Here is a 26579-nt window from a genome sequence, read left to right as displayed (position 1 = left end):
GAACGGATCGGGCGAGTGCGTTTAAGCCGCGGCGTGGCCGTCGGTGAGGCGCGGTTCGTGCGGCGCGGCCAGCGTGGCATCGACGCCATTCGCGCCGCTCGTGCCATTCGCCAGATTCGCGAGCCCCGGCACCATCGCCGGCAGCGAGCCGCCGGCCAGGCCGATTTCCTTGAGCAGCGAATCGACGAGCGGCGCATGCGCGCGATAGGTCAGCGCCGCCGACATGGCCTGCTCGGCCAGATTGCCGCCCGCGCCCAGTCCCGAGCCATTCGTGGCCGCGCCGTCGGCGGCCACGCCGACCTGGCGGTTGAGGCCGTCGACCTGAATGATCTTGATGCCTTCGATCGACTTCATCGGCTCGACGGTCTGCTCGATGATGGCCGGCAGCGCCTGCAGCAACGCGAGCCGGAACTTCAGGCTGGTCTGATCCGATGACAAAGTGTTGATGGCGTCGTTCAGCGCGCGCTGCGCCTCGGCTTCGGCGAGCCCCTTCTTGCGCTCGGCCTCGGCCAGTTCGACGATCGCCGTGGCCTGCATCTGCGCGGCCTCGCGCTCCGCGCGCGCCTTGGTCGTGACGTGCACGGCGTTGGTTTCGGCTTCCTGCGCGGCTTCGATCAGCGCAACCTGCTTCGCGCGGTCCGCCTCGGCGGTGCGGCGCGTGGTTTCCACGAGCTGCTCGGCCTTCACGGCTTCGGCCAGCGATTCGTTGGCGCGCGCCTGAGCCTGCGATTGCGCCTCGGACTTCTGCGCGATGATGATCGCGCGCTCCTGCTCGGCGATCTGAGTGACCTTGGCCTGCTCGATTTCCTTCACGCGAATTTCGCGGTCGGCTTCCACCTTGCGCGAACGCACGGCCTGCTCGCGCTCGATCTCCGACTCCTGCACCTGACGCTCCGCGCCGATGCGGCTCTGCTCGGCCTCCTGATGGCGCTGCGCCTCGAACGCCGTGATGCGCGCGTTCTGCTCGGCCGTGCGCGTCTTGACCTGCTGCTCCTGTTCGAGCTTCATGAAGGCTTCCTGCTGGTCGATCTCGAGACGCTTCGACAGCGCGTCGCGATTCTTCTCGCGTACGGAGACTTCGGTATCCTGCTCGACCTCGTTGCGCTCCTTGCGGCGGCGCTCGGTTTCCTGCGTGAGCTTCGTGAGACCTTCGGCGTCGAACGCGTTATTCGGATCGAAGTATTCCTTCGAGGTCTGATTGAAGTTGGTCAGCGAGACGCTTTCGAGTTCGAGACCGTTTTTGGTCAGATCTTCGGCGACGGTGTTCTGCACGCCCTGCACGAACTTCTCGCGCGCGTCCTGTAGATCCTGCATCGTCATTTGCGCGGCGGTTGAGCGCAGCGCGTCGACGAACTTGTCGTCGACGAGCGCGCGCAGATTCTCGGGCGCGAGTGTGCGCTGGCCGAGCGTCTGCGCGGCTGTTGACACGCCTTCCGCCGTGGGCGCGACGCGCACGAAGAACGCCACCACCACGTCCACGCGCATGCGGTCCTTCGTGATCAGGCTGTCGCGCGAGGCGCGGCTGACTTCGAGCTTCAGCGTGTTCATGTTGATCGGGATGACCTCGTGGAACACGGGCAGCACGACCGCGCCGCCGCTCATGATGACGCGCTGGCCGCCGAGACCCGTACGCACGAACGCGCGTTCGGCCGAAGCGCGCACATACAGGCGCGCGAAAATCAGGCCGATCAGGCACAGGCCCACGATGACCGCCAGACCGGCGGCACCCCAGAAAATGATCGTATCCATAGCGATGGTTGACTCTTGTCGGTGTGAAAAACGAGGTGAAAAAGCAGCGAAGCCGGCGCGCGCGCGGCAAACGCAACGCAGGCCTCAGGCGTCGTGACGCGGGCTTTTGATGGCCCGATAGAGCGAGCCGGACACCCGCGCGACGATCAGCACGGTTTGCCCGCGCACGAAGCGGTGATCCGCATCGTCCGGCTCGATACGGACGTAGTGCGGCTGACCGAATTCGTCGACGAAACGCGCTTCGGCCGGCGTGCCCTGTGTGGCCTCGCCGGTCACGATGCGCACGGCGCGGCCGATGAAATCGATTTCCGAGAGCGCGCTCGACTCTTCCTGCGGCACGAGGCGGCCGATCGGTTTGCCGGTCTTGCGCACGAATCCGAGCGCGAGCGGCAACGCCGCGCAGGCGGCAATGGCGGGCGGCAGCATGAAATGAGCGAGCGCATGCAGAAGCGCTTGCAGCAGCAGGCCGGCAACGGCGAATCCGGTGAGGAACAGCACGAGCAGAATGAGAAACGGCACGCGGCCCACGTGCAGCCAGCCGAGAAACTGCCCGACGACGCCCGGTTCGGCACTGGCGCCCGCGTGGTCGATATCGAATTGATGCGCGAGCAGATTACCCGCATGCGTGGTGACGCTAAATCCGAACAGCAGCGTAATGCTTTCGAGTATGGCAATGACGATCATGATGCCGATCGCCATGATGAATGGCGCATATCCCGGTTGCAGCAATGAGGTCATGAAATTGTTCTATTCGGTGTTATTCCGCTGCGAGTCTATATCGAATTCACGCGTCATATCGAATGTCCCTTAAATAAAGGGATAAACGCAGTGATGCGCAATGCATGACGCAGTACATGAGTCTATCGCTTTGCGCGGATTGAATTGTCAAGGTTCGACAATTTAGCGGAGATTACGTGAGCGCGAATGACGTTTGCGTGGATTTAAATGCAAACGCTGAGCGCGATCATATTGCATGATCGCGCGGAAAATCCGTGGCGGCTTATCGCAATTAAGGCGATTGCCGTAATCATCCCGATCATCGCGCTTAAACCTTCGCCACCAGAAACGACTCGCCCTTGGCCGGTTTCAAACCGTCGCTGCGTTTCGCGAAATACTGTTCGATCAGATCGGCGGTGCCCACGTGGCTCACTTCGGAGAAACCGGCTTCGCGCGCGAGCGCAAGCATCTCGTCGGGGCGAAAGAAGCTGACGAACGGCGTGCCCGCCGCGCGCGCCCGCTCGTAGACGGCCGCGTGCTGCGAGCGCTCGGGTTCGTCGATGAGATCGAGCGGCAGCGTGAAGGTCATCGCCAGCGTGGAGCCCGGCGCGAGTTGCGCAATCTGTCGCAGCGTGGCGAGATTGGCCTCGCGCGTGAGATACATCGAGACGCCCGTCGAGGCGATCACGGCGGGCTGCCGCGCATCGAAGCCCGCTTGCACGAGCTGTGTCCACCACGATTCGCCCGCCTCGAAATCCACCGGCACGAAACGCAGCCAGTCCTGCTCGCGAAAGCCGAGTTCGATAAGCCGCGCGCGCTTCCACGCCTGCGTGCCCGGTTGATCGACTTCGTACAGGTGCAGCCATGACGCGATCTCGGGCCGGCGCTGCGCGAAGGTGTCGAGCCCCGCGCCGAGGATCACGTACTGCGTCACGCCCGCGCTGGCCTGAGCGGTCACGAGATCCTCGATGAAACGCGCGCGCCCGACGATCGACGCGCGATAGCCGCGCGTGCCGTCGGGATCCATGTCGCCCCGCTTGCGCCAGTGGACGTCGGGCGCGGCCAGTTGCATGCCGAGTTCGTCTTCGAGCACGTGCGGCGCGGCGTCGACCTGCACGTGCAGCGCGCGCCAGAGTGCGACGCGCACGGCGGTGCTGTCGGGGGCGGCGGTGTGAGGCATGGCGTCTCCTTCATGGTCCTGCTGGCTGTGTCAGTGTAGCGAGACTGTCGCAGCGTCGCGCGACGCGTGCATCACGCCGCGCCGCGCGGCCCGTAGATCTCCGCGCTCACCGCGCGCAACGCCTCGATCATGACACCGGCTGCGGGCGAGAGCAGTTTGTCGGCGCGCGTGATGATGCCGAAATCGTCCATCTGGCAATCCATCGGCAGCGGCAGGATCGCGACCATGCCGTGCACCGCGTAGTAGCGCGCGACGTCCTCGGTGAGCACGGCGATCATGTCGCTCTGCTCCAGCACGCGCGTGATGAACAGCAGCGCGGGCGTTTCCACCACGTTCGAGGGCGGCGCGAGGCTCGCGCGCTGGAACATCAGTTCGAAGCGATGGCGCAGCACGCTCGCGAGCGGCGGCACGACCCAGGTGGCGCGCGCGACGTCCGCGAGCGCGAGTGACGTGAGCGGCGCGCCCGGCGCGTTGGCGTTCGTTTCGAGCAGCGGATGCCCCGGCCGCACGACCGCGCAGACCGGCTCGCCCGTGAGCGGCTCGTAGCGCAGCGCGAGCTTGTCGTGCTCGGCGGACAGACGCCCGAGCACGATGTCGAGCCGGTCCTGCGCGAGATGTTCGAGCAGCACGTTGCTCGCGTCGATCTCCACCGAGATGCGCATGTTCGCGTGCGTGCGCTTGACGGCGGCCACGGCCGCGGGCAGCACGCTCACGCCCGGCGAGGTGATCGCGCCGACTGCCACGTGGCCGAGCCGGCCGGCCTTGAGCGCCGTGAGTTCCGCCTGCGCCTGATCGAGACTGCCGAGCACGGCGCGCGCGTGGCGGATCAGCGCGTCGCCGTAAAGCGTCGGCTTCATGCCGCGCGGCATGCGCTCGAACAGCAGCGCGCCGAGCATGTCCTCCAGCTCGCGCAGCAGCTTCGAGGCCGCCGGCTGCGTCATGTTCAACGCCGCCGCCGCGCGATGAATATTGCCTTCCTCTGCGAGCGCCACCACCAGCAGCAACTGACGGGTTTTCAGGCGCGTGCGCACGTACCAGGGGCTTGTCTCCAGCATGGTGTTTCGCCTCGTTTCCCAAATAGTTTTAAGTGTTTATACCAATGCCGAAAACGATATCGGAAAAGGCAATTATTTCATTAGAAGGTTATCAGAGATCTCCTTAGACTATCTCGAACATTTGGCCCTCACAGAACCTGAGAATGTCGGCAACGAAACCCAAACTTCGCTCCCAAGAGTGGTTCGGCACCACGGATAAAAACGGCTTCATGTATCGGAGCTGGATGAAAAACCAGGGTATTCCCGATCATGAATTCGATGGTCGCCCGGTCATCGGCATCTGCAATACCTGGTCGGAACTCACGCCCTGCAACGCGCACTTCCGCAAGCTCGCGGAACACGTCAAGCGCGGCATCTACGAGGCGGGCGGTTTCCCGGTCGAGTTCCCGGTGTTCTCGAACGGCGAATCGAACCTGCGTCCCTCGGCGATGCTCACGCGCAATCTCGCCTCGATGGACGTCGAGGAAGCGATCCGCGGCAATCCGATCGACGCCGTCGTGCTGCTGTGCGGCTGCGACAAGACCACGCCCGCGCTGCTGATGGGCGCGGCGAGCGTGGACGTGCCCGCCATCGTCGTGACGGGCGGCCCGATGCTCAACGGCAAGCTCGAAGGCAAGGACATCGGTTCGGGCACGGCCGTGTGGCGTCTGCACGAATCGCTCAAGGCGGGCGAGATCGACCTGCATCATTTCCTCTCGGCCGAAGCGGGCATGTCGCGCTCGGCGGGCACCTGCAACACCATGGGCACGGCCTCGACGATGGCCTGCATGGCCGAGTCGCTGGGCGTCTCGCTGCCGCACAACGCCGCGATTCCGGCCGTGGACGCGCGCCGCTACGTGCTCGCGCACATGTCGGGCATTCGCATCGTGCAGATGGCGCTCGAAGACCTGAAGCTCTCGAAGGTGCTCACGCGCGAGGCGTTCGAGAACGCGATCCGTACCAATGCGGCGATCGGCGGCTCGACCAACGCGGTGATCCATCTGAAGGCGATCGCGGGCCGCATCGGCGTGCCGCTCGAACTCGAAGACTGGCAGCGCGTTGGCCGCGACACGCCGACCATCGTCGATCTGCAACCGTCGGGCCGCTTCCTGATGGAGGAGTTCTATTACGCGGGCGGTCTGCCGGCGGTGCTGCGCCGTCTGGGCGAAGCGAACCTGCTGCCGCATCCGGACGCGCTCACCGTGAACGGCAAGTCGATCTGGGACAACGTGCGCGAAGCGCCGAACTACAACGACGAAGTGATCCGCCAGATCGACAATCCGCTGATCGCGGACGGCGGCATCTGCATCCTGCGCGGCAATCTCGCGCCGCGCGGCGCGGTGCTCAAGCCGTCGGCGGCCACGCCCGAGCTGCTCAAGCATCGCGGCCGCGCCGTGGTGTTCGAGAATTTCGATCACTACAAGGCGACCATCGCCGACGAATCGCTCGACGTCGACAAGGACTCGATCCTCGTCATGAGGAATTGCGGCCCGCGCGGTTATCCGGGCATGGCCGAGGTCGGCAACATGGGCCTGCCGCCCAAGCTGCTGCGCCAGGGCGTGAAGGACATGGTGCGCATCTCGGACGCGCGCATGAGCGGCACGGCTTACGGCACGGTGGTGCTGCACGTCGCGCCGGAAGCGGCGGCGGGCGGCCCGCTCGCGGCGGTGCGCAACGGCGACTGGATCGAACTCGACTGCGAGATCGGCCGTCTGCATCTGGACATCAGCGACGAGGAACTGCAACGCCGCCTGAGCGACGTCGATCCGGCGGCGGCGCCGGGCGTCGCCGAGCAGCTGGGCAAGGGCGGCTACGCGCGCCTCTATGTCGATCACGTTCTGCAAGCCGACGAAGGCTGCGACCTCGACTTCCTCGTGGGCAAGCGCGGCTCGGCCGTGCCGCGCCACTCGCACTGACGCGCACTGACGCATAGGCAAGGACTGCCATCATGACGACGACTCTAACCGGCGAGCTGCTGATCGGCGCGCAAGCGAAACGCGGCGAAGGCGCGGCGTTCCAGGCGATCGACGCCGCGAGCAACACGCCCATCGCGCAACCGGTTTTCCACGGCGCGCGGCAAGGCGATGTCGAACGGGCCTGCGAACTCGCGGACGACGCGTTCGACGCCTACCGCACGCTGCCCGCCGAACAACGCGCGCAATTCCTCGACGATTGCGCGGCGCGCATCGAAGCGCTCGGCGAGCCGCTGATCGAACGCGCGATGGCCGAAAGCGGCCTGCCGCGCGCGCGCCTCGAAGGCGAACGCGCGCGCACCGCGAACCAACTGCGCATGTTCGCCACGCTCGTGCGCAGCGGCGACGCGCTCGACGTGCGCATCGAACCCGCGCTGCCCGAACGCCAGCCGCCGCGCACCGACTTGCGCTTCTGGCGCATCGGCGTGGGCCCGGTCGCGGTGTTCGGCGCGAGCAATTTCCCGCTGGCGTTTTCGGTGGCGGGAGGGGACACGGCGTCGGCGCTGGCCGCGGGCTGTCCCGTGGTCGTGAAGGCGCATCCGGCGCATCCGGGCACCTCGGAACTCGTCGGCCGCGCCATTCAGCAGGCGGTTGCGGCGGCGGGTCTGCCCGAAGGCGTGTTCTCTTTGCTGTTCGACGCGGGCCACGAAGTCGGCAGCGCGCTCGTGCAGCATCCGGCGATTCGTGCGGTCGGTTTCACCGGCTCGCGCGCGGGCGGTCTCGCGCTCGTGAAGCTGGCGGCCGCGCGCAGCGAGCCGATTCCCGTCTACGCCGAAATGAGCAGCGTGAATCCGAACCTGCTGCTGCCGGGCGCGCTCGCCGCGCGCGGCGAGACGCTGGCGCGCGACTACGCGGCATCGACGACGCTCGGCTGCGGCCAGTTCTGCACCAACCCGGGCCTGATGCTCGGCCTCGCGGGCGCGGACTTCGACGCCTTCGCCACGAACGCCGCGCGCGAATTCAGCGCGGCGGCGGCGGGCGTGATGCTCACGCCGGGCATCCTGCGCGCCTACGAGCACGGCATCGGCCGCCTGGTCGAGCATCCGAAGGTCACGACGCTCGCGCGCGGCGCGGCGGCGCCCGGCCGCGCGCAGGCGGCGCTGCTGCGCGTGAGCGCGAGCGATCTGCTGGCGGACGCCTCGCTCGGCGAGGAAGTGTTCGGCCCGAGCAGCGTGTTGGTCGAATGCGCGGACGAAGCCGAACTGCGCGCCGTGCTGCGCCATATCGAAGGCCAGTTGACGATCACGCTGCACGCGGACGCCGCCGACGGCGATCTCGTGCGCGCGCTCCTGCCGCTCATCGAGCGCAAGGCGGGCCGTCTGCTGGCGAACGGCTTCCCGACCGGCGTCGAGGTGTGCGATGCGATGGTCCACGGCGGCCCGTTCCCGTCCACCTCGGATGGCCGCAGCACCTCGGTGGGCACGGCGGCGATCGAGCGTTTCCTGCGCCCGGTCTGCTACCAGAATCTCGCCGACGGCTGGCTGCCCGACGCGTTGCGCGACGCGAATCCGCTGCACGTGAAGCGGCGTTTCGCAGGCAGGCCCGAGGTCGCCTGAGCGGCAACCGAAGGTCACACGAAGCGCACCGCCGCAAAAAGAATCAAGGAGACAGGATGACGAATTCGCAGGCGCTGAATGCCAGCAACACCGGGGCGCACGCGAGTGGCTCGAGCGAGGAAGAAAAGCACATCGTCGGCCATATCGCGCGCCGCCTCGTGCCCTTTCTCGCGCTCATCTACGTGGTCGCTTACGTCGACCGCACCGTGGTGGGTTTCGCCAAGCTGCACATGAACGCGGCGATTGGCCTGAGCGATGCCGCGTACGGCATGGGCGCGGGTCTGTTTTTCGTCGGCTACTTCCTCTGCGAAGTGCCGAGCAATCTCGCGCTCTCGCGCTTCGGCGCGCGCGTGTGGTTCGCGCGCATTCTCTTCACGTGGGGCGCGATTACGATGGCGATGGCCTTCGTCAGCGGCCCGAAGAGTTTCTATGCGCTGCGTTTTCTGCTGGGCGCCGCCGAAGCCGGACTCTATCCCGGCATTCTGTATTTCCTCACGCACTGGTTCCCGATGCGCCATCGCGCGCGCGTGATCGGCCTGCTGGTGCTCGCGCAGCCGATCGCGGGCATCGTCACCGGTCCGCTCGCGGGCGCGCTGCTGGAAACGCATGGCTTTTTCGGTCTGTCGAACTGGCAGACGCTGTTCGTCGTGAGCGGCCTGCCCGCCGTGCTGCTGTGCATTCCGACGCTGCGCCTGCTGCCCGAATCGCCCGCGCACGCGCGCTGGCTCGACGACCACGAACGCGCGTGGATCGAACGCGCGCTGGCCGCCGATCGCCGCAGCTACGCGCTCGATCCGCATCGCAATCCGTTCGCGGCGCTCAAGGACCGGCGCGTGCTGCTGCTCGCGCTGTTGTTTCTGCCGTTTCCGCTGAGCATCTACGGTTTGTCGCTGTGGCTGCCGACCATCATCAAGGCGTTCGGCGTGACGGATTCGACGGCGGGGCTGCTTTCGGCGGTGCCCTATCTGTTCGCGGTCGCGGGGCTGCTGATCGTGCCGCGTCATTCGGACAAGCGCCGCGAGCGTTACGGCCACATCGTCGTGGTCTCGGCGTTCGCCGCGCTGACGATGGCCGCGAGCGCCTGGTTCCGCACGCCCGCGCTGCAACTCTTTTTCATCTGCCTGACCGCGTTCTCGATCTACTCGATCCAGGCCGTGGTGTGGGCGCTGCCCGGCGAGTTTCTGACCGGCGCGAGCGCGGCCGTGGGGATCGCGATGATCAACTCGCTCGCGAATCTCGGCGGCTATCTCGGCCCGTATGGCATCGGCATCATCAAGGACGCGACGGGCAGTCTCGCCGCCGGTCTGTATTTTCTCGCGGCGACGCTGCTGTTCGCGGTGCTCATGACCTTCGCGGTGCGCGCCGCGCTGCGTCCGCAGCCGCCGGCATCGGGTGCGCTCGCGCGCGAGTCGTAAGCGTGGCCCGATAACGTACACAGCCGGCGTGCCCGCGCGGCACGCCGACATTTTCAAAGCAGGACAGACATCATGACTACGAGCCGTACGCCCCGTTACACGGGCATTTTCCCCGTCGTGCCGACCACCTTCACCGCCACCGGCGAACTGGATCTGGCGAGCCAGAAGCGCGCCGTCGACTTCATGATCGACGCGGGTTCGGACGGCCTGTGCATTCTCGCGAACTTCTCCGAGCAGTTCTCGGTCACCGACGACGAGCGCGAGCTGATCACGCGCACCGTGCTCGAACACGTCGCCGGCCGCGTGCCCGTGATCGTGACGACCACGCATTACGGCACGATCGCCTGCGCGGCGCGCAGCAAGCGCGCGCAGGACCTCGGCGCGGCGATGGTGATGGTGATGCCGCCGTATCACGGGGCGACCTTCCGCGTGCCCGAGCAGCAGATCTACGAGTTCTACGCGCGCGTCTCGGACGCCATCGACATTCCGATCATGATTCAGGACGCGCCCGCGAGCGGCACGGTGCTGTCCGCGCCGTTCCTCGCGCGCATGGCGCGCGAGATCGAGCAGGTCTCGTACTTCAAGATCGAAACGCCGGGCGCGGCGAACAAGCTGCGCGAAGTGATCCGCCTCGGCGGCGACGCGGTCGAAGGTCCGTGGGACGGCGAGGAAGGCATCACGCTGCTGGCCGATCTGCACGCGGGCGCGACCGGCGCGATGACGGGCGGCGGTTTCCCGGACGGCATTCGCCCGATTATCGTGGCGCACCGCGAAGGCCGCCTCGACGACGCCTTCACGCTCTATCAGAAGTGGCTGCCGCTCATCAATCACGAGAACCGTCAGGCGGGGTTGCTCGCCTGCAAGGCGCTGATGCAGGAAGGCGGCGTGATCGACTGCGAACTGCCGCGCCATCCGCTGCCCGCGATGCATCCGGAGACGCGCAAGGAACTCGTCGATATCGCGCGCCGCCTCGATCCGCTGGTGCTGCGCTGGGGCAAGTAAATAATCGGTTCGTGATCCGAAATAAAACAAGGTTGGGAGATCGGTATGAATGCGTCGTACAAGCTGGGCATCGTCGGCGTGGGCAAGATCGCGCGCGATCAGCATCTGCCCGCCATCGCGGGTAACGCGGGCTTCGAACTCGTGGCCGCCGCGAGCCGCAACGCGCAGGTGGACGGCGTGCGCAATTACGCCGATATCGGCGCGCTGCTGGCTGCCGAGCGCGACCTCGACGCCGTGTCGCTGTGCGCGCCGCCGCAGGTGCGCTACGAACAGGCGCGCGCCGCGCTCGAAGCGGGCAAGCACGTGATGCTCGAAAAGCCGCCGGGCGCGAGCGTGAGCGAAGTGGAAGCGCTGCGCGAACTCGCGAAGCAGCACAAGCGCACGCTGTTCGCGACGTGGCATTCGCGCTGCGCGAGCGCGGTCGAACCGGCGCGCGCGTGGCTCGCGGAGCGCACGATCCGCGCCGTGCATGTGCGCTGGAAGGAAGACGTGCGCCGCTGGCATCCGGGTCAGCAATGGATCTGGGAACCGGGCGGCCTCGGCGTGTTCGACCCGGGTATCAACGCGCTCTCGATCGTCACGCGCATCTTGCCGCGCGAGGTGCTGCTGCGCAGCGCGTCGCTGCACGTGCCGTCCGACTGCTCGACGCCGATCGCGGCCGAACTCGATTGCATCGACACCGACGGCGTGCCGGTGCGCGCCGAATTCGACTGGCGTCACGGTCCGGTCGAGCAATGGGAAATCGACGTGGAGACCACCGAGGGCCTGCTCTCGATCTCCGAAGGCGGCAAGCGTCTCGCGATCGCGGGCGAGCCGGTCGAGCTGGGCGCCGAACGGGAATATTCGGCGCTCTATGAACGTTTTCACTGGTTGATCGCGCACGGCACCGACGACGTGGACGTGCGCCCGCTGCGCCTCGTGGCCGATGCGTTCCTGCTCGGCCGCCATATCGAAGTCGAGGCCTTCGGCCACTGAGACATCGTCGCAATCGCCCTATAAACCGCTTCACCACACTCAACAGCGCTATCAGAGGAGACATCAGCATGACCAGCAACATCCGCCGCTTCACCCTTCGCGCCGTGCTCGCGGCCCTGTGCGTCGCGCCGCTCGGCATGAACATGGCGGCGCACGCCGACTCGCCCACCAAGATCGGCTTTCTCGTGAAGATGCCCGAACAGGCGTGGTTCATCAACGAGCAGAAGGCCGCCACGGCGCTCGGCCAGAAGGAGAACTTCTCGGTCGTCAACATCGGCACGCCGGACGGCGAGAAGGTGCTGGCCGCGATCGACAACCTCGGCGCGCAAGGCGCGCAGGGCTTCGTGATCTGCGCGCCCGACGTGCGTCTCGGACCGGCGATTCAGGCGCGCGCGAAGCGCTACAACATGAAGTTCGTGACGGTGGACGATCAGCTCGTCGACTCGTCGGGCAAGCCGCTCGGCAACGTGCCGCACCTCGGCATGTCGGCGTTCAAGATCGGCAATCAGGTCGGCACGGCGATCGCCGACGAAATGAAGAAGCGCGGCTGGAAGCCGGAAGAAGTGGGCGCGCTGCGCATCACCGACTACGAACTGCCGACCGCCAAGCTGCGCACCGACGGCGCGACGGCTTCGCTGATCGCGGGCGGCTTCAAGAAGGAAAACATCTTCGACGCGCCGCAAAAGACCACCGACGACGAAGGTGGCTTCAACGCGGCGTCGCCCGTGCTCGCGCAACATCCGAACATCAAGAAGTGGGTGATCTTCGCGCTCAACGAAGAAAGCGTGCTGGGCGCCGTGCGTGCGACCGAGCAGCTGCATCTGCCGGCGTCGGACGTGATCGGCGTGGGCATCAACGGCGCGGGCGAAGCGTTCGCCGAGTTCCAGAAGAAGGCGCCCACGGGCTTCTACGGCACGATCGCCGTCAGCTCGACGAACCACGGCAAGGACAGCGCGCAGAACCTCGTCGAATGGATCCGCACCGGCAAGCAGCCGCCCGCCGATACGCAGACCACCGGCAAGCTGATGACGCGCGACAACTGGACGGCTGTGCGCAGCGAACTGGGTATTTAAGGCATCCGTAGCGATACGGAGGCGACGGTAAGGGCAGAGATGCAATGACTGAAACCATGACACAGGCAGATGCCGCGAACGCGGCCGGTACGCGCCAGGCGGGGAATCAACAGGGGAAGCGCGCGTATCTGGAGCTCGACGGCATCACCGTGAGCTTTCCGGGCGTGAAGGCGCTCGACCGCGTGGCGCTCGACGTGCGCGCGGGCGAGGTGCACGGCCTGATGGGCGAGAACGGCGCGGGCAAGTCCACGCTGCTCAAGGTGCTCTCGGGCGTGAACCAGCCGCAGGCGGGCACGTTGAGCCTGAACGGCGTGGAGCAGCGCTTCACGACCACGCGCGCCGCGCTCGACGCGGGCATCGCGATCATCTATCAGGAATTGCATCTCGTGCCCGAGCTGACCGTGGCCGACAACCTGATGCTCGGGCAGTTGCCCAACCGCTTCGGCGTGCTCGACGAGCAGACGCTCGTCAAGCGCGCGATGGCGGAACTGCAGCGGCTCGGCGAGCGCATCGATCCGCGCACGCCGGTGAAGAATCTCTCGATCGGCCAGCGCCAGATGATCGAGATCGGCAAGGCGTTGATGCGCGACGCGCGCGTGATCGCCTTCGACGAACCGACGAGTTCGCTCTCGGCGCGCGAAACCGAAAACCTCTTTCGCATCATCAACGCGCTGCGCGCGGACGGCCGCGCGATCATCTACGTCACGCACCGCATGGACGAAGTCTACGAGCTGTGCGACCGCGTGACGGTGTTCCGCGACGGCAAGCGCATCGAGACTTTCGATTCGGTCGCCGACCTCGACCGCAATCGGCTGATCGCGGCGATGGTGGGGCGCTCGATCGAGGACGTCTACGGCTATCGCGCGCGCAAGGCCGGTCCGGTGCTGATCGAGGCGAAAGGGCTGATGGGTCCGGGGCTCGCCGAACCCGTGTCGTTCCAGGCGCGGCGCGGCGAGATCGTCGGCTTCTTCGGGCTCGTCGGCGCGGGACGTTCCGAACTGATGAAGCTGCTCTACGGCGCCGAGCGTCCGAGCGCGGGCCACGTCGAACTCGACGGCAAGCGCGTGAATTTCGCCAGTCCGCGCGACGCGGTGCGGGCGGGCATGGCGCTGTGTCCCGAGGACCGCAAGCAGGAAGGCATCGTGGCGATCGCCTCGGTGGCCGACAACCTGAACATCAGCGCGCGCCGCCATTTCAGCCCCGCGCGCTTCCTGCTCGACGCGAAGCGCGAACGCGCGCTGACCGACGACTACATCAAGAAGCTCGCGATCAAGACGCGCAATGGCGACACCGCGATCGGCACGCTCTCGGGCGGCAATCAGCAGAAGGTGATTCTGTCGCGCTGGCTCGCCGAGCGCATCGAAGTGTTCCTGATGGACGAACCCACGCGCGGCATCGACGTGGGCGCGCGCGCCGAGATCTACAACCTGCTGTACGAACTCGCGGAAGCGGGACGCAGCGTGATCATGGTGTCGAGCGACCTGGCCGAAGTGATCGGCGTGGCCGATCGCATCATCGTGATGCGCGAGGGGCGCATCGCGGGCAGCGTCATGAAGGCCGACGCCTCGCCGGACGAACTGATCAAGCTGGCGTTGCCGCGCTAAACCGCGCCAACACGCATTAACCCCTTGATTGACGTTGTTTTCCGGACGCACGCCGCCTTACGCAACACGCGGCGAAGCGCGCGTCCGATCCGTAACGATGAACCAGAGATGAGTGAAGCCATGCAGCCACAGGGCACGCCTACCGTCAACGAAGCCGCCGCGCCGATCACGCCGTCGCGTGCGCGCGTGTGGGACATGATCAACAAGTCGGGCATCGTCGTGGTGTTCGTGGTGCTGTTCGCGGTGCTTTCCGCGACGGTGCCGGATTTCCTCACGACCCGCAATATTCAGGGCCTTTTGCTCTCCGTGACGCTGATCGGCTCGATCGCCGTCACCATGATGTTCGTGCTCGCGCTGGGCGAGGTCGACCTCTCGGTCGCGTCCATCGTGGCGTTCTCGGGCGTGGTCGCGTCCACCGTCATCACGCAGTCGCATAGCGTGATCCTCGGCATCGTCGCGGGCGTGCTCGCGGGCGGCGCCGTGGGTCTCGTCAACGGCGTGCTGATCGCGCGCTTCAAGATCAATTCGCTGATCGCCACGCTCGCGATGATGGAAGCCGTGCGCGGTCTCGCCTTCCTGACCTCGAACGGCGACGCCGTGATGATCTCGGAAGAGCGCTTCTTCGACCTCGGCGGCGGCTCCTTCCTCGGCATCTCGTTTCCGATCTGGAGCAATATCATCGGCTTCGTGGTGTTCGGCTTTCTGCTGAAGAAAACCGTGTTCGGCAAGAACGTGCTCGCGGTGGGCGGCAACGGCGAAGCCGCGCGTCTTGCGGGCCTGCCGGTCACGCGCATCAAGATCACCGTGTTCGTGCTGCAAGGTCTCGTGACGGGCTTCGCGGGCGTGATGCTGGCCTCGCGCATGAGCCTCGGCGATCCGAAGACTTCAGTCGGCCTCGAACTGGGCGTGATCTCGGCGTGCGTGCTCGGCGGGGTGTCGCTCACGGGCGGCGTGGCGACCATCTCGGGCGTGCTGGTGGGCGTGCTGATCATGGGCGCGGTGCAGGACGCCATGAGCCTCATGAACGTCCCCACGTTCTATCAGTACCTGATTCGCGGCGGCATTCTGCTGCTCGCCGTGCTGTTCGACCAGTTCCGCCGCAGCAAGCGGGCAGTCTGAACATGACGCACGGCGGCGCACGCATGAACGCGAACCTGAGCAGCGCAGCTTGCTCAGGTCGTTCAGCTCGCTCAGGTTTCGAGCGCCGCGCCGCCGAGTATGGAATTGGCGTCCTGCCGCGCGTTGTCGAGCTGCACCACGCTCGCCTGGCGCGCGGCCAGCGCGTCGCGATGCTCGATCGCCGTGAGAATCGCCTTGTGACGCGGCAGCGACAACGCGTGCGTGTTCGGATGCCGGCTCGTGAACTTGATCGACTCGGTCAGTGCGAGCGACAGCATGTTGCCGATGTAGGCGAGCATGTCGTTGTGCGTCGCGGCCATGATCGCGCGATGGAATTCGAGGTCGGGTTCGAGCAGATCGGTGGCCGTTTTGGCCTGCTCCATGCGCGCGTAGGCCTTGGCGATGCGCACGCGTTCTTCGTCGGTCGCGGAGATGGCGGCGAGCGCGGCGGCCGCCGGTTCGATGATCTGCCGCACCGTGAGCAGCGCGCGGAAGAACTCGCCCTCGGGAATGCTGTTGACGGTCCAGAACAGCACGTCGGGATCGAGCATGTGCCATTCGTCGCGCGGACGCACGATGCTGCCCACGCGCGGCTTCGACACCACGAGACCCTTGGCCACGAGCACGCGCGTGGCTTCGCGCAGCACCGGGCGGCTCACGCCGTAGGTTTCGCACAGGCTGGGTTCGGCGGGCAGACGCTGGCCCGGCAGCAGCGTGCCGCCGACGATCTGCATGCCGAGTTCCTGCACGATGCGCCCGTGCTGGCTCTTGCGTTTCTCTAGATTGCGGTAATCCATATTCGTCCTGCCGGAAGCCCGGCGAGGGGTTCCGATCAGGCGTCCCCCTGTTGTGAGAGCCTACGGCGCGCTGGTAGCGCGCATGGCCCGATATTCCCGCCGCACGATGTCCATGAGCTCCGCCACCGAAGTGAGCGCGCTCTTTTGTTCATAAGTTACACGGCCACGCTGCATCAACATCACGCGATCCGCGATATCGAGGGTCTGCGCATAGTTGTGCATGATCATGATAATGGATAGCCCGCCTTTTTCCTTCAGACGAAGGATCAGGTCGATGATGAGCCCCGCCTCGCGCGCGCCCATCGCGGCGAGCGGTTCGTCGAGCAGCAGGATTTTCGCATTCGAGTGCACGGCGCGCGCCACCGCGATCGCCTGGCGCTGACCGCCCGAGAGCCGTTCCACCGGCAGATCCACCGACGGCACGTGCACGCCGATATCGTCGAGACATTGCGCCGCGCGCTCGCGCATCTGCTTGTGATCGAGCAGCTTGAACGGACCGCGCCGCACCAACTCGCGATTCAGGAACATGTTGTGATAGATGCTCAGCGAATTCGCGAGCGCGAGATCCTGATAAACGCATTCGATGCCGAGCGAGCGTGCGTGATCGACGGAACGCAGCAGCGTTTCCTGGCCGTCGATAGAGAGCGTGCCGCCGGTCTGCTGATGAAAGCCCGTGAGGATTTTCACGAGCGTGGATTTGCCCGCGCCGTTGTCGCCGAGCACGCCGAGAATTTCGCCCTTGCCGAGCGTGAGCGACACGCCGTCGAGCGCGGTCACCGCGCCGAAGCGCTTCACGAGCTTGTCGCCGCGCAGCGCGAGCGGCGCGTTGGCCACATCCGTGGCCACGTCCGCGCTGCCCTTGAATGCCTGCGATTCGTCCATCAGCGTGCTCCCCGGCGGCGAATGCGGCCCACGTGGATATTGAAGATCATCGCGGCCAGAATCGCGGCGCCGAGGATGATGTTGAACGTGAACGCGTTGATGCCGATGAGCGTGAAGCCGTCGTTCAGAATGCCGAGCACCGCCGCGCCGATCAGGCCGCCCACGATCGTGCCCGAGCCGCCCGTGAGCGGTGTGCCGCCGATCACGGCCGCCGCCACGGCGAGGAACATGATCTGGTTGCCGCCCGCCTGCGGATCGATCGAGGTGATGCGAAAGCCTTCGAGGATGCCCGTGAAGCCCGCGAGCACGGCGGCCAGCACGAAGTTGCCGAGCCGCAGCCGGTTCACGCGGATGCCGGCCTCGCTCGCGCCGATCGGATTCGCGCCCGCCGCCTGCGTATGCAGACCCCAGCGCGTGTGCCGCAACAGCACGTGCATGACGAAGGCGAGCGCGATCGTCCAGAGGATTTCGCTGTAGCCCCACGCGCCCATGAAGTTCGCGAACCCGGGCGACCCCGGCGTGGCGGCGGGCGTGCCGCGCGACACGGTCAGCGTGATGCCGTTGATGAGGAACAGCGTGCCGAGCGTGGTGACGAAAGAGGGCAGGCGCAGCCACACCGTCACCGCGCCGTTCACGAAGCCGATCACGGCGGCGGCCACGAGCCCGGCGATCACGGCGAGCCACATGGGCGCACCCGCGTCGTTCGCGAACACCATCATGAACGGCGCGAACGCGAACACCATACCCGCCGAGAGATCGATGTCGCCGCCGATCATCAGCATGATTTCGCCGAACGCGATGATCGCCACCGGCGCGATGAACTGCGAGAGGTTGACGAGGCTCGCGTTGGTGAACAGGAAGTCGTGGTTCGCGAATTCGAACCAGGCGGCCAGCAGCACGGCCACGAGCAGGATGCGCAGCTCGGGCGCCCAGTGCGATGCGAACGAAACCCCCGCGCGTTTCGGCGCGCGGGCGGTATCCAGCTTGCGAGGTTCGTTCACCGTATCCATCACGACTTGATCGCGCCGCTCATCGGCACGATTTGCGGCTTGGTGGTCTTGCCTTCATAACGCGTCGAGGTGTTCAGGTACGGCTCGACGGTCGCCTTCGTCACGAACTTCAGACCCGTGTTGATGTTGGCCGGCCCGACGAGGCCGCCCGAGGCGAGGAACACGAACGCCTCCATCACGGTGTAGAAGCCTTGCACGTAGGGCTGCTGGTCGATGGTGAAATCGAGGAAGCCTTCGTGAATGAGCTGGATCGTGGTGGGCAGCAGATCGAAGCCGCCGCCGTGCACGCCCTTCGAAGGCAGATTCGATTCCTTCATCACCTGCGCGACGCCCTGCGTGCTGCCCGCATCGACGGCGAACATGCCTTTCAGATCCTGGTGGCCCAGATAGAACGACTTGATCTTCGAGAGTTCTTCGTTGACGGTCGCGCCGGTGGCGACGGTCTGAATGTCGATCTTCTTGCCGGACTTCTTGATGGCGTCGCTCGCGCCGTCCAGACGCGGCTGGATGTTGAGCTGACCCGGCGTGGCGATGAACAGCGCGACCATGCCGCTGTCGATCAGACTGACGATGCGCTCGCCCATCTGATACCCCGACAGATACAGATCCTGGCCGATATACGCGAGACGCGGATTGGTCTTGCCGCGCGGTGCGTCGGCGTTATAGGCGAACACCGGAATGCCCGCATCGAGCGCCGCCTGAATGGGCTTGTCGAAGGCGCTCGGATCGACGATCGGCACGGCGATGGCGTCGGCCTTCGCGGCGATCGCCGAGTTCACGGCGCGCACCATTTCGCCCGCGTCGGAGGTGGCCGAGCCGGTCCACTGATAATCCATGCCGAGCAATGAGCAGGCATCCTGAATACCGTACTGCGTGGGCACGAAGAACGGATTCGTCGTGACGTGATTCACGAACACGATCTTCCATTTCTTGTGCGAGGGAAACGCCGCTTCCGCCGCTTGCGCCGACGAAATCAGTCCGCCCGCGCCGCTTGCTGCGCCGAGCAGCGAGAGCGCCGCGCCCAGTCCCGCGCCTTGCATGAGGCCGCGCCGCGCGCTGCTGAAGACGCCGCCTGGCGCGCTGTTGTTTGCATTGTCTGCGTTGTCGTTGTTGCCTTGTTTGCCGCTGTGCTCGTCATCCCGTTGCTGCGCCATGTCTTCCTCCGGCTCTCTTCTTCGTGGTCGATGTGGTCGACTGTGCGTCGATCGCGTGCGTGCAGATGCTGGACGGCACCGGGAACTCGCAGACGGTCGGCTTTCACGGCGCAAGCGCGGCGAAAGCACCGAAAGGATCGTGAGCAGGACAGCGGCGCGTGTCGCGTTCAGGCATGTTCGGCAACATGCGTCGTGCGCCGTGCGGTACCGCAAAAAATCTTAGTGCAGCGCTGATGCGCCTCCTAATCCATGTATACCCCTAACTAGTCCGACTATTGGCTTGCAGCGCGCCGGGGCGATCACATGCTGGGACAACACGACGTTCAAGCCAGTGTGTTTCAAGCGCGATGCGGCGGCGGCGGCGCGGCGGCCAGCTTCGCCTGATCGAGCGGCGCGGCCGGTTGCGTGCGCGCGTTGCGCGTGCGCGGCGCGCTGCGTCCGCCGCCGGTCGATTTGCGCCGCGCCGCGTGGCGTTCGGTGGCGCGCTGCATCAGACAGAACGCGCAGAGCAGGGCGCCGATCACGATGCGCGTCCACCACGAACTGAGCGTGCCGTCGAAGGTGATCAGCGTCTGGATCGTGCCGAGAATGCCCACGCCGAACACGGAGCCGATCACGTAGCCCACGCCGCCCGTGAGCAGCGTGCCGCCGATCACCGTCGCGGCGATGGCGTCGAGTTCCATCCCTTGCGCCTGCAAGCCGTAACCCGAGAGCACATAGAGCGTGAACACCACGCCGCCGAGCGCCGAGCAGAAACCGGAGAGCGCATACACGCCGATCTTGGTGCGCGCGACCGGCAGACCCATCAGCAGCGCCGAGCGCTCGTTGCCGCCGATCGCGTAGACGTTGCGGCCGAAGCGCGTGAAATGCGCGATCACGATGGCCGCGGCCAGCATCGCCAGCGCCGTGAGCGAACCGGTTGTGAGCGAGCCGCTGCCGACCGCAATGTTGAATTCGGAGAGCGCGTGAAAGCCGGGGTCGTTGATCTGGATGGATTCGGTCGTGATCAGGAAGCATGCGCCGCGCGCGAGGAACATGCCCGCGAGCGTGATGATGAACGGTTGCAAACGAAAGAAGTGAATCAGCGCGCCCATCGCCGCGCCGTAGAGCGCGCCGCACAGCAGCACGAGCGGCACGACCACGTAGACGGGCCAGTGCAGTTTCTCGGTGCCGACGGCGCACAGAATGGTCGTGAGCGCGACGACCGCGCCCACCGACAGATCGATGCCGCCCGAGATGATCACGAACGTCATGCCGATGGCGACGATCAGCAGGAAGGCGTTATCGACGAGCAGGCCGAACAGCACTTGCAGCGAGAAAAAGCCGGTGTACATCACCGAGCCGAAACCGAACAGCGCGGCGAACAGCACCACGGTCACGACGATGGGCAGCACGCGCGGATCGACGACGCGCGCGACGCCGCGCCGGAGCGCGGCGAGCGGGTTCGAATCGGTGGCTTGCGGAGGGCGGTTCATGCTTGACATCCCCGAAATAGTCCTTGTTTGATGCGGTATTTCATGTGGAGGCCGGTCAGGCGCGCGCCCGGCGGCTCACGGCGAGACGCTTGAGTTGCAGCGCCGCGAAACCGCGCGCGGCCGGCGACTGGATCACGCAGACGCAGAGCACGACGATCGCCTTGACGACGAGCGTCGCTTCGGGCGGCACGCCGATCGAATAGGTGGTGTAGGTGAGCGTCTGGATGATGAGCGCGCCGAGCACCGTGCCCGCGAGGCTGAAGCGCCCGCCCGCGAGCGAGGTGCCGCCGAGCGTTACGGCGAGAATCGCGTCGAGTTCGAGCAGCAGGCCCGCGTTGTTGCCGTCGGCGCTGCGCACGTTCGAGCTGATCAGGATGCCGGCGATGGACGCCGTCAAGCCGCAGAACGCATATGCGCCGAACACCACCGCTTGCGAGGACAGACCCGCGAGCCGCGCGGCGACCGGATTCACGCCGATCGAGCGGATGAAGAGGCCGAGCGCGGTGCGGTTGACGATCAGCACGGTCAGCAGCGTCACGGCGATGGCGATCCACACGGCGCAGGGCACGAGCGCGAAATAGCCGCCGCCCGCGTACAGATAGCCCTTCGCGCCGATGGGGATGATCTGGCCGCCCGTGAGCAGCTGCGCGACGCCGCGTCCGGCAACCATCAGGATCAGCGTGGCGATGATCGGCTGCATGCCCACGAAGGCGACCAGCAGGCCGTTCCACATGCCCGCGGCGAGGCCCACGAGCAGCGCCGCGCCGAACGCCACGCCCACGCGCGAGGGGTCGGCGGCCAGCACCGTGGCGGCCGCCGCGCCCGCGATGGCGACCACGGCGCCGACCGAAATGTCGATGCCGCGCGTGGCGATCACGAGCGTCATGCCGAGCGAGACCACCACGAGCGGCGCGGCGCGCATCAGAATGTCGATGGGTGCGCCGAACAGATGGCCGCCGAGCAGCGTGATGGAGAGAAAATTCGCGCGGTGGATCACGTCCACGGCGAACAGCGCGATCAATGTGAGCGCGGGCCACAAGAGCGGATGCTTGAGCAGCAGCGAGAGCCACGCGGGCAGCGCGCCGCGTTTGGGCGGATCGATGGGCGGCAGGGTCATCGGCGATCTCCGGCGATGAGGTCGTAGACCTCGTGTTCCGAGCGCTTCGCGCCCGCGAGTTCCGCCACCTTGCGGCGGTCGCGAAGCACGGCGATGCGGTCGCTCACGCGCACCACTTCGCTGATCTCCGACGAAATGAACAGGATGCCCAGCCCTTTCGCGCAGAGCGCGCGCACGCGGTCCATGATTTCGAATTTCGCGGCCACGTCGATGCCGCGCGTGGGTTCGTCGAGAATCAGCAGGCGCGGGTTGGTCGCGAGCCAGCGCGCGAGCAGCACCTTCTGCTGATTGCCGCCCGACAGCAGGCCGATGGGCTGTTCGGCGTCGCGCGCCTTGATGCCCAGTTGCTCGATGTAGTCGTTGGCGAGTTCGCGCTGACGCGCGCGGCTGATCATGCGCCACCAGCCGCGCTGCGCCTGTAGCGCGAGCACGATGTTTTCGCGGATCGACAGATCGGCGACGATGCCTTCCTTCTTGCGGTCCTCCGGGCAATAGGCCATGCCGTGGCGCACCGCGTCGCGCGGCGAAGACAGCTTGACGGTCTTGCCGTCGATACGCACGTCGCCCGCATCGGCGCGGTCGGCGCCAAACAGCAGACGCGCCGTTTCCGTGCGCCCCGAACCGAGCAGGCCCGCGAGCCCCAGGATCTGCCCCGGCTGCACTTCGAGATCGAGCGGATTGAGCACGCCGCGTCGCGCGACGCCCTGCGCGGCGAGATAGGGCGCTTGCGCCTGCGCGGCTTCGTTTGGCATGTCGGCGCGCGGCGGTTCGGGATGCACGAGCCGCTCGCCCGCGTCCTTCAGGCCCACCATCTTCGCGACGAGCGTCTGCACGGGCAGATCGGCTGCGAGATATTCGCCCTCGCGCTCGCCGTTGCGCATCACCGTGATTCGGTCGGAGATCGCGTAGGTCTGCTCCAGAAAATGCGTGACGAACAGAATCGCGATGCCCGACGCCTTGAGCTTGCGCAGCACGTCGAACAGGCGCGCGACTTCGCCTTCGTCGAGGCTCGACGTCGGTTCGTCGAGAATCAGAATGCGCGCGTCCACCGACACCGCGCGCGCGATCGCCACCATTTGCTGCATCGCGATCGGATAGGTGTCGAGCGACTGCGTGACGTCGAGCGAGAGATTGAGTTCGGCGAGCGCCTCGGCGGCGCGACGGTGGATCGACTTCCAGTCGATCAGGCCGCGTTTGCGCGGCTGGCGGCCCGCGAAAATATTCTCGGCGACCGAGAGATTCGGGCAGAGATTGACTTCCTGATAGAGCGTCTGGATGCCCGCCGCCTCGGCCTCCTGCGGCGTGGCGAAACGCACGGCCTGGCCCGCGAGACGGATTTCGCCCGCCTCGGGTTCGTGCACGCCGGTGAGCACGTTGATCAGCGTGGATTTGCCCGCGCCGTTCTGGCCCATCAGCGTGTGAATCTCGCCGGGGAACAAACGAAAATCGACCCGGTCGAGCGCACGCACGCCGGGGAAAGTTCGCGACAAACCGAGGGTTTCGAGTAGGGGCGGGGCGCTCATGGGCAGGAACGGAATGATCCGGAATGATCCGAAGTGCTAATTAAATTCTGCGGATGCTGAAATCGGGCGGCGAGCGGCATTGCGTGTTCAGCGAGCGCCGAAAAAATCCGGGCGCGCATCACGCCATGCACGTGACGCGCGCCGGGCGCGTAACTTCCGCGCTCAATGATCGCTTGCTACCTGGCACAGCCTGCTGCGCTTCAATTTCGCTTCAAACTGGCTACAAACTCGCGTGAAGTTTAGTACTTGCGCGACGGCAGCACTTGCGCCGCCACGTCCATCGGGAACACCGTTTCGTTGGTGACGATGCGTTTGGGCAGCTGCTTGCCCGCGACGATGTCCTTCACCGCCGACATCAGTTGCGGCCCGAGCAGCGGGCTGCATTCCACGTCGACGTTCATCTTGCCCGCGATCATCGCCTCGAAGCCACCCTTGGTCGCGTCGAACGACACCACGCTCACGTCCTTGCCCGGCTTCATGCCGGCTTCTTCCATCGCCTGGATCGCGCCGAGCGCCATGTCGTCGTTATGCGCGTAGACCACGTTGATCTTGTTGCCATACGTCTTGGCGAACGCTTCCATCACCTGCTTGCCGCCCGCGAGCGTGAAGTCGCCGCTTTGCGACGCGATGATCTTGAACTTCGGATCGTTCTTGATCACCTCGATCAGACCGGCATGACGGTCGTTGGCGGGCGCCGAACCCACCGTGCCCTGCAACTCGACGATATTGATCGGGCCGGGGTTGCTCTTGTAGTGATCTTCGAGCCATTTACCCGCGCGGCGGCCTTCTTCCATGAAGTCCGAGCCGATCATCGTCACGTAGAGCGACTGGTCTTTCACGTCGATGTTGCGGTCCGTGAGAATGACCGGAATCTTCGCGCGTTTGGCTTCCTGCAGCACCGGCTCCCAGCCCGATTCCACGACCGGCGAGAACGCGATCACATCGACTTTCTGCGCGATATACGAGCGAATCGCCTTGATCTGGTTTTCCTGCTTTTGCTGTGCGTCGGAGAACTTGAGATTGATGCCGGCGTCCTTGGCGGCGGCTTTCACCGACACCGTGTTGGCCGTGCGCCAGGCGCTTTCTGCCCCCACCTGCGCGAAACCGAGCGTAATCTGTTTATCTTCGGCGTGGGCGACGCCCGCGGCCATCGAGAAAGCCGCCGCTGCAGCGACGAGCCCGCTCACCATACGTGTAGCGAATTTCATGCGTGTCTCCGATGTGTAGCTCTGTAGTTTTTTAATTCATGGCGCTACACCCGCGTCCATCACGGCCGGACAGTGTCACGAGTATGTTCGCGCCATCCCACGCCGCCGGTTGGAGACCGGCAGCCGTTCGCCTGCAATTTGAATAGCCAAACTATATGCGACGCTATTTGCGGTTTTTATTAGCGTTTTCCCGATCCTCGCGACTTATATAGTCATGCTATTTATGGGACTTTCTCACTAAGTGGGTCACGCCATGAACACTCGTAAGACGCGCCTGCGCTCAGCCGCGTGGTTCGGCACCACGGACAAGAACGGCTTCATGTATCGAAGCTGGATGAAGAACCAGGGCATTCCGGATCACGAGTTCGCGGGCAAGCCGATTATCGGCATCTGCAATACGTGGTCCGAACTTACGCCGTGTAATGCGCATTTTCGTAAGCTCGCTGAACACGTTAAGCGCGGTGTTTATGAAGCGGGCGGATTTCCCGTTGAATTTCCCGTGTTTTCGAATGGCGAATCGAATTTGCGGCCCACGGCGATGTTCACGCGCAATCTCGCATCGATGGATGTGGAAGAAGCGATACGCGGCAATCCGGTCGACGCCGTCGTGCTGCTGGTGGGCTGCGATAAGACCACGCCCGCGTTGCTGATGGGCGCGGCGAGCTGCGATGTGCCCGCCATCGTCGTGACGGGCGGGCCGATGCTCAACGGCAAGCACGAGGGGCGCGACATCGGCTCGGGCACGGTCGTATGGCAACTGAGCGAGCAGGTGAAGGCGGGCAAGATCTCGCTGCACGAATTCATGTCGGCGGAAGCGGGCATGTCGCGTTCGGCGGGCACCTGCAACACCATGGGCACCGCGTCGACGATGGCGTGCATGGCCGAGGCGCTCGGCGTGTCGCTGCCGCATAACGCGGCGATTCCGGCCGTGGACGCGCGGCGCTACGTGCTCGCGCAGATGTCAGGAATCCGAATCGTTGAGATGGTGTTCGAAGATTTGCGGCTCTCGAAGCTGCTCACGCGCGCGGCGTTCGAGAACGCGATTCGCACCAACGCGGCGATTGGCGGCTCGACCAATGCGGCGATTCATCTGAAGGCGATCGCGGGACGCATCGGCGTGCCGCTCGAACTCGACGACTGGACCCGCATCGGGCGCGGCACGCCGACCATTGTCGATCTGCAACCTTCGGGCCGCTTTCTGATGGAGGAGTTCTATTACGCGGGCGGTTTGCCGGCGGTGCTCAGACGTCTCGGCGAAGCGAAGCTGCTGCCGCATCCCGACGCGCTCACGGCGAACGGCAAGACGATCTGGGAGAACGTGCGCGAGGCGCCCAATTTCAACGAGGAAGTGATTCGACCGCTCGGCGAACCGCTGGTGCACGACGGCGGCCTGTGCGTGCTGCGCGGCAATCTCGCGCCGAACGGCGCGGTGCTCAAGCCTTCAGCGGCGACGGCGAAGCTCTTGAAGCATCGCGGACGGGCGGTGGTGTTCGAGAATTTCGACGACTACAAGGCGCGTATCGCCGATCCCGATCTCGACGTCACCGCCGATTCGGTGCTCGTGATGAAGAACTGCGGACCGAAGGGCTATCCGGGCATGGCCGAGGTGGGCAACATGGGCTTGCCGCCCAAGCTGCTCGCGCAAGGCGTGACGGACATGGTGCGGGTCTCGGATGCACGTATGAGCGGCACGGCGTACGGCACGGTGGTGCTGCACGTCGCGCCCGAAGCGCGCGCGGGCGGACCGCTGGCGATCGTGCAGAACGGCGACTGGATCGAACTCGATTGCGAGCGCGGCACGCTGCGTATCGATATTACGGATAGCGAAGTAACCGCGCGGCTCGATGCCTGGCGCGCGGCGCAACAGCCCTTGCCCGCCGATGGCAGCGGTTATCGCAAGCTCTATGTCGAGCACGTGCTGCAAGCCGACGAAGGCTGCGATTTCGACTTTCTGGTGGGTTGCCGGGGCGCGGAGGTGCCCCGGCATTCGCATTGAGCGAGGCAGCGCGCGGCGCT

Annotated in this window: 21 protein-coding genes; 9 read left to right on the top strand and 12 right to left on the bottom strand. The window is 65.7% G+C overall.

Annotation, left to right across the window (positions count from 1 at the left end; translation table 11 throughout):
- Nucleotides 1–21 precede the first annotated feature (21 nt).
- From BMY06_RS12060 to BMY06_RS12045, 4 genes are all read right to left on the bottom strand, one after another.
- Nucleotides 22–1749 carry a flotillin family protein gene (locus tag BMY06_RS12060; protein WP_080180245.1) on the bottom strand — a complete coding sequence of 576 codons (1728 nt, stop codon included), beginning with the start codon at nt 1747–1749 and terminating at the stop codon, nt 22–24.
- Nucleotides 1750–1833: 84 nt separating this feature from the next.
- Nucleotides 1834–2487: an OB-fold-containig protein gene (locus BMY06_RS12055; protein WP_074983299.1), complete on the bottom strand. Its 654-nt coding sequence runs from the start codon at nt 2485–2487 to the stop codon at nt 1834–1836.
- 307 nt (nt 2488–2794) lie between these two features.
- Complete coding sequence (locus BMY06_RS12050; protein WP_074983297.1) at nt 2795–3646, bottom strand: class I SAM-dependent methyltransferase; 852 nt, start codon at nt 3644–3646, stop codon at nt 2795–2797.
- Between the two features lie 71 nt (nt 3647–3717).
- Nucleotides 3718–4701: a LysR substrate-binding domain-containing protein gene (locus BMY06_RS12045; RefSeq protein ID WP_065064767.1), complete on the bottom strand. Its 984-nt coding sequence runs from the start codon at nt 4699–4701 to the stop codon at nt 3718–3720.
- Between the two features lie 143 nt (nt 4702–4844).
- Here BMY06_RS12045 and BMY06_RS12040 point away from each other — a divergent pair, with 143 nt between their 5' ends.
- The 8 genes from BMY06_RS12040 to araH all read left to right on the top strand — a co-directional run bounded on the left by BMY06_RS12040 (nt 4845) and on the right by araH (nt 15397).
- Nucleotides 4845–6596, top strand: a complete 1752-nt coding sequence (locus BMY06_RS12040) for an IlvD/Edd family dehydratase (protein ID WP_074983296.1) — start codon at nt 4845–4847, stop codon at nt 6594–6596.
- Nucleotides 6597–6628: 32 nt separating this feature from the next.
- Nucleotides 6629–8209 (top strand): aldehyde dehydrogenase (NADP(+)), encoded by a 1581-nt coding sequence (locus BMY06_RS12035; protein ID WP_065064763.1) that lies wholly within the window; start codon nt 6629–6631, stop codon nt 8207–8209.
- Between the two features lie 56 nt (nt 8210–8265).
- Nucleotides 8266–9624: an MFS transporter gene (locus BMY06_RS12030; RefSeq protein ID WP_065064761.1), complete on the top strand. Its 1359-nt coding sequence runs from the start codon at nt 8266–8268 to the stop codon at nt 9622–9624.
- Nucleotides 9625–9696: 72 nt separating this feature from the next.
- Nucleotides 9697–10626 (top strand): dihydrodipicolinate synthase family protein, encoded by a 930-nt coding sequence (locus tag BMY06_RS12025; RefSeq protein ID WP_074983294.1) that lies wholly within the window; start codon nt 9697–9699, stop codon nt 10624–10626.
- A gap of 45 nt (nt 10627–10671) precedes the next feature.
- Entirely contained in the window at nt 10672–11601 is a 930-nt protein-coding gene (locus BMY06_RS12020) for a Gfo/Idh/MocA family protein (RefSeq protein WP_065064756.1), read from the top strand.
- Nucleotides 11602–11669: 68 nt separating this feature from the next.
- Nucleotides 11670–12674, top strand: a complete 1005-nt coding sequence (locus BMY06_RS12015) for an arabinose ABC transporter substrate-binding protein (RefSeq protein WP_065064754.1) — start codon at nt 11670–11672, stop codon at nt 12672–12674.
- A 44-nt stretch (nt 12675–12718) separates the two neighbouring features.
- Nucleotides 12719–14278 (top strand): L-arabinose ABC transporter ATP-binding protein AraG, encoded by a 1560-nt coding sequence (araG, locus tag BMY06_RS12010; RefSeq protein WP_074983293.1) that lies wholly within the window; start codon nt 12719–12721, stop codon nt 14276–14278.
- A gap of 108 nt (nt 14279–14386) precedes the next feature.
- Nucleotides 14387–15397, top strand: coding sequence for an L-arabinose ABC transporter permease AraH (araH, locus tag BMY06_RS12005; RefSeq protein WP_074983291.1), 1011 nt, complete (start codon nt 14387–14389; stop codon nt 15395–15397).
- A 71-nt stretch (nt 15398–15468) separates the two neighbouring features.
- Here the strand turns inward: araH and BMY06_RS12000 are convergent, their stop codons facing one another.
- The 8 genes from BMY06_RS12000 to BMY06_RS11965 all read right to left on the bottom strand — a co-directional run bounded on the left by BMY06_RS12000 (nt 15469) and on the right by BMY06_RS11965 (nt 24545).
- Nucleotides 15469–16194 (bottom strand): FadR/GntR family transcriptional regulator, encoded by a 726-nt coding sequence (locus tag BMY06_RS12000; protein WP_074983290.1) that lies wholly within the window; start codon nt 16192–16194, stop codon nt 15469–15471.
- Between the two features lie 60 nt (nt 16195–16254).
- Entirely contained in the window at nt 16255–17076 is an 822-nt protein-coding gene (locus BMY06_RS11995) for an ATP-binding cassette domain-containing protein (RefSeq protein WP_074983288.1), read from the bottom strand.
- On the bottom strand, nt 17076–18086 hold the full coding sequence (locus BMY06_RS11990) for an ABC transporter permease (RefSeq protein ID WP_074983287.1): 1011 nt from the start codon (nt 18084–18086) through the stop codon (nt 17076–17078). Before BMY06_RS11990 ends, BMY06_RS11995 begins: the two co-directional genes overlap by 1 nt.
- Nucleotides 18086–19240: a sugar ABC transporter substrate-binding protein gene (locus BMY06_RS11985; RefSeq protein ID WP_074983285.1), complete on the bottom strand. Its 1155-nt coding sequence runs from the start codon at nt 19238–19240 to the stop codon at nt 18086–18088. The genes BMY06_RS11990 and BMY06_RS11985 overlap by 1 nt, the downstream gene beginning before the upstream one ends.
- Nucleotides 19241–19578: 338 nt before the next feature.
- The gene (yjfF, locus tag BMY06_RS11980; RefSeq protein ID WP_065063804.1) at nt 19579–20715 is read right to left on the bottom strand and encodes a galactofuranose ABC transporter, permease protein YjfF; all 1137 of its coding nucleotides are present in this window, start codon (nt 20713–20715) and stop codon (nt 19579–19581) included.
- Between the two features lie 55 nt (nt 20716–20770).
- Entirely contained in the window at nt 20771–21832 is a 1062-nt protein-coding gene (locus BMY06_RS11975) for an ABC transporter permease (RefSeq protein ID WP_074983283.1), read from the bottom strand.
- The gene (locus BMY06_RS11970) at nt 21829–23355 is read right to left on the bottom strand and encodes a sugar ABC transporter ATP-binding protein (RefSeq protein ID WP_074983282.1); all 1527 of its coding nucleotides are present in this window, start codon (nt 23353–23355) and stop codon (nt 21829–21831) included. Before BMY06_RS11970 ends, BMY06_RS11975 begins: the two co-directional genes overlap by 4 nt.
- A 239-nt stretch (nt 23356–23594) precedes the next feature.
- Complete coding sequence (locus tag BMY06_RS11965; protein WP_373681598.1) at nt 23595–24545, bottom strand: ABC transporter substrate-binding protein; 951 nt, start codon at nt 24543–24545, stop codon at nt 23595–23597.
- Between the two features lie 271 nt (nt 24546–24816).
- Between BMY06_RS11965 and BMY06_RS11960 the strand changes: the two genes are divergently transcribed.
- Nucleotides 24817–26559: an IlvD/Edd family dehydratase gene (locus BMY06_RS11960; RefSeq protein WP_074983280.1), complete on the top strand. Its 1743-nt coding sequence runs from the start codon at nt 24817–24819 to the stop codon at nt 26557–26559.
- Nucleotides 26560–26579: the final 20 nt, after the last annotated feature.

It is taken from the genome of Paraburkholderia tropica (assembly GCF_900109265.1).
Classification (GTDB): domain Bacteria; phylum Pseudomonadota; class Gammaproteobacteria; order Burkholderiales; family Burkholderiaceae; genus Paraburkholderia; species Paraburkholderia tropica.
The sequence above is the reverse complement of the archived record's forward strand: the minus strand, read 5'-3'. Positions and strand labels throughout refer to the sequence as shown.

Bases quoted from the DNA above. Each gene is read 5' to 3' on its own strand.
- BMY06_RS12060 (WP_080180245.1), bottom strand. From the start codon at position 1,749: ATGGATACGATCATTTTCTGGGGTGCCGCCGGTCTGGCGGTCATCGTG.
- BMY06_RS12055 (WP_074983299.1), bottom strand. From the start codon at position 2,487: ATGACCTCATTGCTGCAACCGGGATATGCGCCATTCATCATGGCGATC.
- BMY06_RS12050 (WP_074983297.1), bottom strand. From the start codon at position 3,646: ATGCCTCACACCGCCGCCCCCGACAGCACCGCCGTGCGCGTCGCACTC.
- BMY06_RS12045 (WP_065064767.1), bottom strand. From the start codon at position 4,701: ATGCTGGAGACAAGCCCCTGGTACGTGCGCACGCGCCTGAAAACCCGT.
- BMY06_RS12040 (WP_074983296.1), top strand. From the start codon at position 4,845: ATGTCGGCAACGAAACCCAAACTTCGCTCCCAAGAGTGGTTCGGCACC.
- BMY06_RS12035 (WP_065064763.1), top strand. From the start codon at position 6,629: ATGACGACGACTCTAACCGGCGAGCTGCTGATCGGCGCGCAAGCGAAA.
- BMY06_RS12030 (WP_065064761.1), top strand. From the start codon at position 8,266: ATGACGAATTCGCAGGCGCTGAATGCCAGCAACACCGGGGCGCACGCG.
- BMY06_RS12025 (WP_074983294.1), top strand. From the start codon at position 9,697: ATGACTACGAGCCGTACGCCCCGTTACACGGGCATTTTCCCCGTCGTG.
- BMY06_RS12020 (WP_065064756.1), top strand. From the start codon at position 10,672: ATGAATGCGTCGTACAAGCTGGGCATCGTCGGCGTGGGCAAGATCGCG.
- BMY06_RS12015 (WP_065064754.1), top strand. From the start codon at position 11,670: ATGACCAGCAACATCCGCCGCTTCACCCTTCGCGCCGTGCTCGCGGCC.
- araG (WP_074983293.1), top strand. From the start codon at position 12,719: ATGACTGAAACCATGACACAGGCAGATGCCGCGAACGCGGCCGGTACG.
- araH (WP_074983291.1), top strand. From the start codon at position 14,387: ATGAGTGAAGCCATGCAGCCACAGGGCACGCCTACCGTCAACGAAGCC.
- BMY06_RS12000 (WP_074983290.1), bottom strand. From the start codon at position 16,194: ATGGATTACCGCAATCTAGAGAAACGCAAGAGCCAGCACGGGCGCATC.
- BMY06_RS11995 (WP_074983288.1), bottom strand. From the start codon at position 17,076: ATGGACGAATCGCAGGCATTCAAGGGCAGCGCGGACGTGGCCACGGAT.
- BMY06_RS11990 (WP_074983287.1), bottom strand. From the start codon at position 18,086: ATGGATACGGTGAACGAACCTCGCAAGCTGGATACCGCCCGCGCGCCG.
- BMY06_RS11985 (WP_074983285.1), bottom strand. From the start codon at position 19,240: ATGGCGCAGCAACGGGATGACGAGCACAGCGGCAAACAAGGCAACAAC.
- yjfF (WP_065063804.1), bottom strand. From the start codon at position 20,715: ATGAACCGCCCTCCGCAAGCCACCGATTCGAACCCGCTCGCCGCGCTC.
- BMY06_RS11975 (WP_074983283.1), bottom strand. From the start codon at position 21,832: ATGACCCTGCCGCCCATCGATCCGCCCAAACGCGGCGCGCTGCCCGCG.
- BMY06_RS11970 (WP_074983282.1), bottom strand. From the start codon at position 23,355: ATGAGCGCCCCGCCCCTACTCGAAACCCTCGGTTTGTCGCGAACTTTC.
- BMY06_RS11965 (WP_373681598.1), bottom strand. From the start codon at position 24,545: ATGGTGAGCGGGCTCGTCGCTGCAGCGGCGGCTTTCTCGATGGCCGCG.
- BMY06_RS11960 (WP_074983280.1), top strand. From the start codon at position 24,817: ATGAACACTCGTAAGACGCGCCTGCGCTCAGCCGCGTGGTTCGGCACC.